Annotated in this window: 11 protein-coding genes; 7 read left to right on the top strand and 4 right to left on the bottom strand. The window is 53.5% G+C overall.

Features of this window, described 5'->3' with window-relative positions:
• Nucleotides 1-102 precede the first annotated feature (102 nt).
• Nucleotides 103-444, top strand: coding sequence for a FlxA-like family protein (locus GKAS_RS20345; RefSeq protein ID WP_035896903.1), 342 nt, complete (start codon nt 103-105; stop codon nt 442-444).
• Here GKAS_RS20345 and GKAS_RS20350 read toward each other — a convergent pair.
• Nucleotides 435-1,361 carry a LysR family transcriptional regulator gene (locus GKAS_RS20350; protein WP_035896915.1) on the bottom strand — a complete coding sequence of 309 codons (927 nt, stop codon included), beginning with the start codon at nt 1,359-1,361 and terminating at the stop codon, nt 435-437. The two genes, GKAS_RS20345 and GKAS_RS20350, sit on opposite strands and share 10 nt — an antisense overlap.
• An 88-nt stretch (nt 1,362-1,449) precedes the next feature.
• Here GKAS_RS20350 and GKAS_RS20355 point away from each other — a divergent pair, with 88 nt between their 5' ends.
• A complete protein-coding gene (locus GKAS_RS20355; protein WP_035896904.1) occupies nt 1,450-2,445 on the top strand; it encodes a bile acid:sodium symporter family protein in 996 nt (331 codons plus the stop codon).
• Here the strand turns inward: GKAS_RS20355 and GKAS_RS20360 are convergent.
• From GKAS_RS20360 to zipA, 3 genes are all read right to left on the bottom strand, one after another.
• Nucleotides 2,442-2,654 carry a DUF3820 family protein gene (locus tag GKAS_RS20360; protein ID WP_035896906.1) on the bottom strand — a complete coding sequence of 71 codons (213 nt, stop codon included), beginning with the start codon at nt 2,652-2,654 and terminating at the stop codon, nt 2,442-2,444. The genes GKAS_RS20355 and GKAS_RS20360 overlap by 4 nt on opposite strands.
• 1 nt (nt 2,655) lies before the next feature.
• Nucleotides 2,656-4,671 (bottom strand): NAD-dependent DNA ligase LigA, encoded by a 2,016-nt coding sequence (gene ligA / locus GKAS_RS20365; RefSeq protein ID WP_035896908.1) that lies wholly within the window; start codon nt 4,669-4,671, stop codon nt 2,656-2,658.
• A gap of 70 nt (nt 4,672-4,741) precedes the next feature.
• Nucleotides 4,742-5,749 (bottom strand): cell division protein ZipA, encoded by a 1,008-nt coding sequence (gene zipA / locus GKAS_RS20370; protein WP_035896909.1) that lies wholly within the window; start codon nt 5,747-5,749, stop codon nt 4,742-4,744.
• A gap of 230 nt (nt 5,750-5,979) precedes the next feature.
• On the opposite strand from zipA, the gene cysZ reads away from it, so the two are divergent.
• The 5 genes from cysZ (at nt 5,980) to crr (ending at nt 10,891) form a co-directional block, all read left to right on the top strand.
• The gene (gene cysZ, locus GKAS_RS20375; RefSeq protein ID WP_035896910.1) at nt 5,980-6,741 is read left to right on the top strand and encodes a sulfate transporter CysZ; all 762 of its coding nucleotides are present in this window, start codon (nt 5,980-5,982) and stop codon (nt 6,739-6,741) included.
• 213 nt (nt 6,742-6,954) lie between these two features.
• A complete protein-coding gene (cysK, locus tag GKAS_RS20380; protein ID WP_035896911.1) occupies nt 6,955-7,926 on the top strand; it encodes a cysteine synthase A in 972 nt (323 codons plus the stop codon).
• Between the two features lie 384 nt (nt 7,927-8,310).
• On the top strand, nt 8,311-8,568 hold the full coding sequence (gene ptsH, locus GKAS_RS20385; protein WP_002913505.1) for a phosphocarrier protein Hpr: 258 nt from the start codon (nt 8,311-8,313) through the stop codon (nt 8,566-8,568).
• Between the two features lie 45 nt (nt 8,569-8,613).
• A complete protein-coding gene (ptsI, locus tag GKAS_RS20390) occupies nt 8,614-10,341 on the top strand; it encodes a phosphoenolpyruvate-protein phosphotransferase PtsI (RefSeq protein ID WP_035896912.1) in 1,728 nt (575 codons plus the stop codon).
• A 40-nt stretch (nt 10,342-10,381) separates the two neighbouring features.
• Nucleotides 10,382-10,891, top strand: a complete 510-nt coding sequence (gene crr / locus GKAS_RS20395; RefSeq protein ID WP_035896914.1) for a PTS glucose transporter subunit IIA — start codon at nt 10,382-10,384, stop codon at nt 10,889-10,891.
• Nucleotides 10,892-11,033 lie beyond the last annotated feature (142 nt).

Raw genomic sequence — 11,033 nt, forward strand, 5'->3', positions numbered from 1 at the left:
GCGTTTTATGTAGCCCGGCCAAGTGCAGCGCCGCCGGGAAAAGCTCAAGTCTCCCCCCATTCTGCCGATACTCCTTATATTTCTCCCAATAAGGCGTTCACCATGACCACCATCAGCGCTACCTCTATCGCTTCGCTAAAAACTACCACCAGCAACGCCGCTCCGAGCGGTAACGATGCGGCATCACAAATGGCACGTATCACCCAGCAGATTGTTAAACTGACCCAGCAGCTCAAAGAGATTGCTGATGGCAGCGGGAGTACGGAAGAAAAACAAAAGCAAGCGGAAATGATTCAGGAACAGATAACCATGCTGGAAGCGCAGCTTGCTCAGCTACAGCGCCAGCAAGCGGAAAAAGAGCAAGAAAAACTCGACGCCTCGTCGGCCGCGACAACCGGCATCAACTCACCCAGCGACGATCACCAAATCGATATCTACGTCTGATAGAGCGGGTCCTGTTGACGTTTATTCGTCAGACACTGGCTCTGCTCCCGTACCACGTCCCACAGAGCCTGGGCTGCGGTGGAGAGCGAACGATTTTTCCGTCTCGCCAGCATCAGCTGGCGCTCTACGCCTGGTGACATCCGCTTCACCACCAGTGGACTCCCTTCCGGCAACGGTAACGCCAGCGCCGGAATAATGCTGATGCCAATTCCTGCCGTCACCATGGGAAACAGCGTCGCCGGGTGGCCAATTTCCTGCACGATGTTCGCCTCAATCTGATGCAACTGGAGCGCCGCATCAATCAGCATCCGGCTGCCGGAAGCATAATCCTGTAGCACCAGTTCCGCCCCCTGAAGCGCCTGCCAGTCCACTTCCGGCATAACAGCAAATGGGTGATCGTTGCGACACAGCAGGAAGAACGGCTCGGAGAGCACCGTTTCGCACTGCAAATCCCCCACTATGCCAGGATCGATAACGATACCAAAATCAACATCTCCCTGGCGGATACTCTCCAGCACCCACTGCTGCGGCCGGTCGTGCAGCACAAAGCGAATGTCCGGATACCGGCGGTTGCTTTCGGCGATGCACTGTGGGATCAGATGCGCTGAAATCGTCTGGCTAGCCGCCACCCTGACCGTACCACTTAGCTGCTGTCCGGTACGTCCCGCCTCTCGCAACGTGCCCTGTAACTCATCCAGAAGCCGTTCCAGGCGAGCGGCAAGCTGCTGCCCCGCTTCCGTCAGCACCACTTCGCGCGTGGTACGGTCAAGCAGGCGGACGCCCGTCTGACTCTCCAGTTCCTTCACGCTATGGCTGACCGCCGACTGGCTGAGGCCAATTATCTCCCCTGCCCGGCTAAAACTCTTCGCCTGCGCCACCGTGACAAACACCTTCAACTGCCGCAATGAGTAATTCATCTGTTTTTTCATGAATGAATGCAATAAATCAATTTTATTTCTCAAAAATAAAAAAGCAAAATGTATGCATCGATCTTCAGGAGTCTTTATGAAACTTTTCCGCATTTTAGATCCGTTTACGCTGACCCTTATTGCGGTTGTCCTGCTTGCCACCTTCTTTCCGGCTCGCGGCGACTTCGTTCCCTTTTTTGAAAATCTGACCACCGCCGCCATCGCGCTGCTGTTCTTTATGCACGGTGCCAAGCTGTCCCGTGAGTCGATTATTGCCGGTGGTAGCCACTGGCGCTTGCACCTGTGGGTAATGTGCAGCACCTTCGTGGTCTTCCCGGTATTGGGCGTACTGTTTGCCTGGTGGGCACCGATTAACGTCGACCCGCAGCTTTATGCCGGCTTCCTGTATCTGTGCATTCTGCCCGCTACCGTACAGTCCGCTATCGCCTTTACTTCGCTGGCTGGCGGTAACGTCGCCGCCGCGGTGTGTTCTGCATCGGCGTCCAGCCTGCTGGGTATCTTCCTGTCGCCGCTGCTGGTTGGCCTCGTGATGAACGTACACGGCGCAGGCGGTAGCCTTGAGCAGGTGGGCAAAATCATGCTGCAACTGCTGCTGCCGTTTGTGCTGGGGCACCTTTCCCGCCCGTGGACGGCGGCATTTGTGACCAAACACAAAAAGTGGATATCCAAAACCGACCAGACTTCTATTCTGCTGGTGGTCTATTCCGCCTTCAGCGAAGCGGTGGTCAACGGTATCTGGCATAAGGTTGGCGTGGGGTCACTGCTGTTTATCGTCGTGGTTAGCATCGTGCTGCTGGCGCTGGTGATTCTGATTAATACCGTGGTCGCTCGTCGTCTGGGCTTCAACAAGGCGGATGAGATTACGATTGTCTTCTGCGGGTCGAAAAAGAGTCTGGCCAACGGTATTCCAATGGCCAATATTCTCTTCCCGACGTCAGTGTTGGGGATGATGGTGCTGCCGCTGATGATCTTCCACCAGATTCAGCTGATGACCTGTGCGGTGCTGGCCCGTCGCTACAAGGCGCAGGCCGAAAAAGCGCAGGCCAAAGAGCAGGCCCGCGTAGGAAGCTAGCGTTTCAGGGGCTGAACCAGCTGGCTCAGCCCTTCCGTTTTGATGAGCAGCGTCAGCTGCATCAGTTCGCCAAGATGCCCGGCCGGGAACTGATCCTTTCGGGCAAACCACAGCAGATACTCTTCCGGCACATCAATCAGCCGCCGACCTTTGTATTTGCCGAACGGCATTTCGGTGTTGGCTATTTCAATCAGCTGCGCTTTATCCACCTCAGACTCCTAGCAGACGCAGCATTTCAGCTTCGTCGATAACCTCAATGCCAAGCTCCTGCGCTTTGGCAAGCTTCGAGCCCGCGGCTTCACCGGCAATCACCAGGTCAGTCTTCTTCGACACGCTACCGGCGACTTTCGCGCCCAGCTCAACCAGACGCGCTTTGGCATCGTCACGGGACATCTGGCTCAGGCTGCCGGTCAGCACCACGGTTTTGCCAGCAAACGGGCTGTCTATCTCTTCGGCGTTAATCACCACTGGAGCAGGCCAGTTCACGCCCTCTTTCAGCAGTTGCTGGATAACGTTACGGTTGCTCTCTTCGGCGAAGAAGTTGAAGACGTGATTCGCCACCACCACGCCGACATCAGGGACTTTTTGCAGCTCTTCAATGGACGCAGCTTCCAGCGCTTCAAGCGTGCCAAAGTAGGCCGCCAGCCCGGCTGCCGTCGCTTCACCGACTTCACGGATACCTAACGCATAGAGGAAACGAGCAAAGGTGGTCTGCTTCGCTTTTTCCAGCGCACTGACCACGTTCTGCGCCGATTTCGGCCCCATACGGTCAAGCCCGGTCAGTTTGCCTGCGGTCAGGGTGAAAAGATCGGCCGGAGTATGGACATATTCTTTTTCGACCAGCTGGTCGATGATTTTGTCGCCCATGCCGTCCACGTCGAGCGCACGGCGGGAAACGAAGTGCTTGAGCGACTCTTTGCGCTGTGCACCGCAGATAAGGCCACCGGTGCAACGAGCAACGGCTTCGCCTTCCACGCGCTCGACATCGGAATTACACACCGGGCAATGGGTCGGGAAGACGATTTCCTGAGTGTCATCCGGGCGCTCGGAAAGCACCACGTTGACCACCTGCGGAATAACATCACCCGCACGGCGAATCACCACTTTATCGCCGATGCGCAGGCCAAGACGTTCGATTTCATCGGCGTTATGCAGCGTCGCGTTACTGACCAGCACACCGGCTACCTGCACCGGCTCAAGGCGCGCCACTGGCGTAATCGCCCCGGTGCGCCCTACCTGAAACTCCACGTCGCGCACAAAGGTCATCTGTTCCTGCGCCGGGAACTTAAACGCCACCGCCCAGCGCGGCGCACGGGCCACGAAGCCTAGCTGTTCCTGTAAATCCAGCGAGTTCACCTTGATGACCACACCATCGATATCAAAACCGAGCGTCGGACGGTCTGCTTCTACCTTATGATAGTAAGCAAGCACTTCCTCCGGGGAGTCGCACAGCGTGACGCGATCGCTCACCGGCAGCCCCCAGGCTTTAAACTGTAGCAAGCGCCCCAGATGAGTATCCGGCAATTCGCCGCCTTCGAGTACGCCCACGCCATAACAGAAGAAAGTAAGCGGTCGCTTCGCGGTAATCCGCGGGTCTAACTGGCGCAGTGAGCCTGCGGCGGCGTTACGCGGGTTGGCGAACACTTTATTGCCGGTGCGACGGGCTTCGTCGTTGATTTTTTCAAACCCAGCCTGCGGCATAAACACTTCGCCACGCACTTCCAGGCGAGCCGGAATGTTATCTCCGCGTAGCTTCAGCGGAATGGCGCGAATAGTTCGGACGTTCGAAGTGATGTCTTCACCGGTGGTACCATCACCACGCGTGGCGGCGCTGACGAACACACCGTTTTCATACAGGATACTGACCGCCAGGCCGTCCAGCTTAAGCTCGCAGCACCAGGTCAGTTTATCCGTGCTCTTGAGGCGATCCTGAACGCGCTTGTTAAAAGCAAGGAAGCTCTCTTCGTCAAAGACGTTGTCCAACGACAGCATCGGCACTTCATGGCGAATCTGGCTGAACGCCGCCAGCGGCTCGGCGCCAACGCGTTGAGTCGGCGAATCTGAGGTAATCAGCTCCGGGTGCTGCGCTTCAAGCTCGCGCAGTTCACGCATCAGACGGTCATACTCCGCGTCCGGCAGTTCCGGGGTATCTAAAACGTGATACAGATATTCATGATGGCGAAGCGTCGCTCGCAGTTCATTCAGTTGTTGTTCTATAGATTGCATATCACACCATCAATGATAAAAAACCCCCGACAGGCGGGGGTTCAGGAAGGATTGGCAACGCGCGAGCTTATCAGGCGTTAGCGTCTTTGACTTCGCGGATACGGTCCTGATACTCACGCAGCTTTTGCGGCGTCATCATACGGCGCTGATCGTCCAACACCACACCACCCACTTCGTCAGCAATATACTGCGCTGATTGCAGCATCAGCTTGAAGTTCTGCAACTCGTCGCCGTAGGACGGCACCTGCATAAAGATGGTGACACCAGGCGTGAGCATATCGGCCATGGTATCTGGATCAAAAGTACCAGGCTTCAACATGTTGGCCAGGCTAAACAATGCCGGGCCACTGCCGTCCGGGCTGAGATGACGATGGAAAATATTCATATCGCCAAATTTAAAACCGGCCTGCTGGATGCTGTTCAGCAGTAGTTCACCGTTAATTTGCGTACCCTGATGCGCAGAGACGTTCATCACGATAACCGTTTCTTTACGCTCTGGTTTCTCTGGCTGAACGGGTTCAGGCGCAGGCTGGGCAGCAACCGGTTCTGGCTGCGGCGGCTGTACGGGTTCTGCAATCGGCTGTGGTGCCTGCGGTGCGACGGGCTGCTGAGCAACGTGCTGTGGCGCCTGGGCCGCAGGCTGAGGCTCTACCACCGGCGGTCGCTGAGGCTGCTGTACAGGCTGCGGCGGCGGTACCGGCGCGGGCTGTGCAGGCTGATGCGGCTGTTGTGCATGCGGCTGCTGTACCGGCTCTGGCGCGCGCGCAGGCTGAGGCGCCTGACGCTCGTAAGGCGGCTGGTACTGGTGTTGAGGCGCGTGACGAGGGGCTTCATGCTCCCCAGCAGCCCCAGGGGCGTGATTGACCTTGTGGACACGAACTTCACCCACGCCTTCAACATTGTCATCGAAGTCTTCTTCCGATTCATCATCGGCATCACGAGACTTCATTCGCTTCATTGGACGATCGCGGAACATAGATGAACGCTCTTTACGGCTCGTCCAGAAACCATGAACCAGTAAAGCAAGTATGGCGATCGCGCCAACAATGATTAATATCAGACGCAAATCCTGCATCATTATATTCTCTGTTGTTCTAACACCTTGCCACCACGGCAAACATTTACTCACTAAGAGTATTTGCCCATCACGTCAAGTGCAAGTGTGCACATGACATTCACCGCAGAAAGATGAGTAAAATCGTATTTTTTGCTGGTTTTTCGAACATTTCCTAACTGGTCATTGTCCAACAACCCGATAATATATAGACGTCTTTTCAATGTAGTCAGTTAAAGGAGCTTCATCTGACCATGGTTTCATCGCCCACCCCTGCCGCACGTAGCGGCGTTTACTACTTCTCTCAGGGCTGGAAACTGATCGGCATGCCGGGTATCCGCCGATTCGTCATCTTACCGCTGTTGGTCAATATTATTCTGATGGGCGGCGCCTTCTGGTGGCTGTTCAGCAAGCTGGAAAGCTGGATTCCGTCCTTAATGAGCCGTATCCCCGACTGGCTGCAGTGGCTGAGCTACCTGCTATGGCCGGTGGTGGTTATCTCCATTCTGTTGGTATTCGGCTATTTCTTTTCAACCATCGCCAACTGGATTGCCGCGCCGTTTAACGGCCTGCTGGCCGAACAGCTGGAAGCGCGCTTAACCGGCGCAACGCCGCCGGATACTGGGGTGATTGGCATCATGAAGGATCTGCCACGCATCATGAAACGCGAATGGCAGAAGCTCGCGTGGTATCTGCCACGCGCCATCGTGCTGCTCCTGCTGTACTTTATTCCGGGTATCGGTCAGACGGTAGCACCTGTACTGTGGTTCCTGTTCAGCGCATGGATGCTGGCCATTCAGTACTGCGACTATCCATTCGACAACCATAAAGTACCGTTTAAGACCATGCGAGAGGCGCTGCGCACCCGCAAAGTGACCAATATGCAGTTTGGTTCACTGGTAAGCCTGTTCACGCTGATCCCCGTGTTGAACCTGGTCATTATTCCCGTCGCTATCTGCGGCGCAACGGTAATGTGGGTTGACTGCTATCGCGACAAACACGCCATGTGGAAATAACCTCACTTTCAGACGTCATGCTTTACAGACGTTGTTGGCCGGATAAGCGCAGCGCCATCCGGCCTACCTTTTCCCGTTATGCCTTGCCTTATTCCATCCCGATAGCCATTATTTCCCTTCAGTATATAGATATGCGAAATCCTTACTTCCGCAGAATCTTTAAGCAGGTATGCTGGTCGAGTACCCCAAATTTCATACAGTTAAGGATAGGCCATGAGTAAGATTTTTGAAGATAACTCCCTGACTATCGGTCATACACCACTGGTACGACTGAACCGCATCGGTAACGGACGTATTCTGGCGAAGGTTGAGTCACGTAACCCAAGCTTTAGCGTCAAATGCCGTATCGGTGCCAATATGATTTGGGATGCCGAAAAACGCGGTGTGCTGAAACCTGGCATCGAACTGGTTGAGCCAACCAGCGGCAACACCGGTATCGCTCTGGCCTATGTTGCAGCCGCGCGTGGTTATAAGCTGACGCTGACCATGCCAGAAACCATGAGCGTTGAACGCCGCAAGCTGCTGAAAGCGCTGGGCGCGAATCTGGTACTGACCGAAGGCGCGAAAGGCATGAAAGGTGCCATTCAAAAAGCCGAAGAGATCGTTGCCAGCAACCCAGAAAAATTCCTGTTGCTGCAGCAGTTCAGCAACCCGGCTAACCCGGAAATCCACGAAAAAACCACCGGCCCGGAAATCTGGGAAGATACCGACGGTCAGGTTGACGTATTCATTGCAGGCGTGGGCACCGGCGGTACGCTGACCGGCGTTACGCGCTACATCAAAAATACCAAAGGCAAAACGGACCTGATTTCCGTTGCCGTTGAGCCAACCGATTCTCCGGTTATCGCTCAGGCGCTGGCGGGCGAAGAACTGAAACCAGGCCCACACAAAATTCAGGGCATCGGTGCAGGCTTTATCCCAGGCAACCTGGATCTGAAGCTGATTGATAAAGTTGTCGCGATTACCAACGAAGAAGCTATCTCCACGGCGCGCCGCCTGATGGAAGAAGAAGGCATTCTGGCGGGTATCTCTTCCGGTGCAGCGGTTGCCGCAGCATTGAAACTCCAGGAAGATGAAACCTTTACCAATAAGAATATTGTGGTTATCCTACCGTCTTCGGGTGAGCGTTATTTAAGCACGGCGCTGTTCGCAGATCTCTTCACCGAGAAAGAACTGCAACAGTAATGCCAGTCGGTTAAAATCGTGTAAAAAAGCACCCTTCTGGGTGCTTTTTGTGGCATACATCAAACTTTTACCCCCCCTGGCATTGATTCACCTCCGTAGGTCTGGTATTTAACCTCTCATATTTATTTTGAGCCGCGAAATTATTCTTAACAGGTTTTCCACTAGCTGAATCGATTTTATGATTTGGTTCAAATCCTGCTTTCACGGCATAATGTTTAATGATAAGCGAAACGTCAAAGGCCAGAAGCGTCTGCGTCGGATGGTTTGTCGCCGATGGTAGTGCTGATTTTGTGGGCGTCGCTTGATTTGTAATACAGGCTAAAGTCTATCCACCAGGCTAGACTTTAGTTCCACAACACTAAACCTATAAGTTGGGGAAATATAATGTTCCAGCAAGAAGTTACCATTACCGCTCCGAACGGTCTGCATACCCGCCCTGCTGCTCAGTTTGTTAAAGAAGCGAAAGGCTTCACTTCCGAGATCACTGTGACCTCCAACGGCAAAAGCGCTAGCGCGAAAAGCCTGTTCAAACTGCAAACTCTGGGTCTGACCCAGGGCACCGTTGTTACCCTGTCCGCAGAAGGTGAAGACGAGCAGAAAGCAGTTGAGCATCTGGTTAAACTGATGGCTGAACTCGAGTAAGTTCAACGAGTTCTTTTAAATATCAGTCACAAGTAAGGTAGGGTTATGATTTCAGGCATTTTAGCATCCCCGGGTATCGCTTTTGGCAACGCACTGCTGCTGAAAGAAGATGAAATTGTCATCGACCGGAAGAAAATTTCTGCCGATAAAGTAGAGCAGGAAGTTGAACGTTTTCTGAGCGGTCGTTCTAAAGCGTCAGCTCAGCTGGAAGCTATCAAGACCAAGGCTGGCGAAACTTTCGGTGAAGAAAAAGAAGCCATCTTCGAAGGGCACATCATGCTGCTCGAAGATGAGGAGCTGGAGCAGGAAATCATAGCCCTGATTAAAGATAAGAACATGACGGCTGATGCAGCTGCGCATGAAGTTATCGAAGGTCAGGCAACTGCCCTGGAAGAACTGGATGATGAATACCTGAAAGAACGTGCGGCTGACGTACGTGACATCGGTAAGCGCCTGCTGCGCAACATCCTGGGTCTGGCCATTATTGACCTGAGCGCCATTCAGGATGAAGTTATCCTGGTTGCCGCAGACCTGACGCCGTCTGAAACCGCACAGCTGAACCTGAAGAAGGTGCTGGGCTTTATCACTGACGTCGGTGGCCGTACTTCCCACACCTCTATCATGGCGCGTTCCCTGGAACTGCCAGCCATCGTGGGTACCGGTAGCGTCACCACTCAGGTGAAAAATGGCGACTATCTGATTCTGGATGCCGTGAACAACAAAGTTTACGTCAACCCAACTAACGAAGAAATTGAGCAGCTGCGCGCCATTCAGGAGCAGGTTGCCAATGAGAAAGCCGAACTGGCTAAACTGAAAGATCTGCCGGCAATCACCCTTGATGGCCACCAGGTTGAAGTTTGTGCCAACATCGGTACCGTGCGTGATATCGACGGTGCTGAGCGTAACGGCGCAGAAGGTGTTGGTCTGTACCGCACCGAATTCCTGTTCATGGACCGCGACGCGCTGCCAACTGAAGAAGAGCAGTTTGCGGCGTACAAAGCCGTTGCTGAAGCGTGTGGCTCTCAGGCAGTTATCGTCCGTACCATGGACATCGGTGGCGACAAAGAGCTGCCGTACATGAACTTCCCGAAAGAAGAGAACCCGTTCCTGGGCTGGCGTGCCGTGCGTATCGCAATGGATCGTAAAGAGATCCTGCGTGACCAGGTTCGCGCTATCCTGCGTGCCTCTGCTTTCGGCAAACTGCGCATCATGTTCCCAATGATCATCTCTGTTGAAGAAGTGCGTGCACTGAAAAAAGAGATCGAAATCTACAAACAGGAACTGCGCGACGAAGGTAAAGCGTTTGACGAATCAATCGAAGTTGGCGTAATGGTGGAAACACCTGCGGCAGCGACCATTGCACGTCATTTAGCCAAAGAAGTTGATTTCTTTAGTATCGGTACCAATGATTTAACGCAGTATACTCTGGCAGTTGACCGTGGTAATGATATGATTTCACATCTTTACCAGCCAATGTCACCGTCTGTCCTCACTTTGATCAAGCAAGTTATTGATGCTTCTCATGCTGAAGGCAAATGGACTGGCATGTGTGGTGAGCTTGCAGGCGACGAACGTGCTACACTTCTGTTGCTGGGGATGGGTCTGGACGAATTCTCTATGAGCGCCATTTCTATCCCGCGCATTAAGAAGATTATCCGTAACACGAACTTCGAAGATGCGAAGGTATTAGCAGAGCAAGCGCTTGCTCAACCGACCACAGACGAACTGCTGGCGTTGGTGAACAAGTTCATTGAAGAAAAAACAATCTGCTAATCCACGAGACGCGGCCCAAATTACTGCTTAGGAGAAGATCATGGGTTTGTTCGATAAACTGAAATCTCTGGTTTCTGATGATAAAAAAGACACCGGAACCATTGAGATCATTGCACCGCTCTCTGGCGAAATCGTCAACATCGAAGACGTGCCGGATGTAGTGTTTGCTGAGAAGATTGTTGGCGATGGCATTGCTATCAAACCAACCGGTAACAAAATGGTTGCACCGGTTGACGGCACTATCGGTAAAATTTTTGAAACCAACCACGCTTTCTCTATCGAATCCGATAGCGGCATCGAGCTGTTCGTTCACTTCGGTATCGATACCGTTGAACTGAAAGGCGAAGGTTTCACTCGCATCGCGGAAGAAGGCCAGCGCGTTAAAGTTGGCGACACCGTGATTGAGTTCGATCTGGCCCTGCTGGAAGAAAAAGCCAAGTCAACCCTGACTCCGGTGGTTATCTCCAACATGGACGAGATCAAAGAACTGACCAAACTGTCCGGTAGCGTGACAGTGGGTGAGACCCCGGTTATTCGCATTAAAAAATAATGCTTAACCGCATATAAAAATGGCGCCGAATGGCGCCATTTTTTTGCCTATAGGCCGGATAAAACGCTTGCGCCAACCTACGGGTTACAGCTGTGACGTCACCGGACGAAAACACGGTTCGCGCATCAGAACTTTCATTCCT

This window comes from Kluyvera ascorbata ATCC 33433 (assembly GCF_000735365.1).
In the GTDB taxonomy this organism is placed as follows: domain Bacteria; phylum Pseudomonadota; class Gammaproteobacteria; order Enterobacterales; family Enterobacteriaceae; genus Kluyvera; species Kluyvera ascorbata.

Bases quoted from the DNA above. Each gene is read 5' to 3' on its own strand.
- GKAS_RS20345 (WP_035896903.1), top strand. From the start codon at position 103: ATGACCACCATCAGCGCTACCTCTATCGCTTCGCTAAAAACTACCACC.
- GKAS_RS20350 (WP_035896915.1), bottom strand. From the start codon at position 1,361: ATGAATTACTCATTGCGGCAGTTGAAGGTGTTTGTCACGGTGGCGCAG.
- GKAS_RS20355 (WP_035896904.1), top strand. From the start codon at position 1,450: ATGAAACTTTTCCGCATTTTAGATCCGTTTACGCTGACCCTTATTGCG.
- ligA (WP_035896908.1), bottom strand. From the start codon at position 4,671: ATGCAATCTATAGAACAACAACTGAATGAACTGCGAGCGACGCTTCGC.
- zipA (WP_035896909.1), bottom strand. From the start codon at position 5,749: ATGATGCAGGATTTGCGTCTGATATTAATCATTGTTGGCGCGATCGCC.
- cysZ (WP_035896910.1), top strand. From the start codon at position 5,980: ATGGTTTCATCGCCCACCCCTGCCGCACGTAGCGGCGTTTACTACTTC.
- cysK (WP_035896911.1), top strand. From the start codon at position 6,955: ATGAGTAAGATTTTTGAAGATAACTCCCTGACTATCGGTCATACACCA.
- ptsH (WP_002913505.1), top strand. From the start codon at position 8,311: ATGTTCCAGCAAGAAGTTACCATTACCGCTCCGAACGGTCTGCATACC.
- ptsI (WP_035896912.1), top strand. From the start codon at position 8,614: ATGATTTCAGGCATTTTAGCATCCCCGGGTATCGCTTTTGGCAACGCA.
- crr (WP_035896914.1), top strand. From the start codon at position 10,382: ATGGGTTTGTTCGATAAACTGAAATCTCTGGTTTCTGATGATAAAAAA.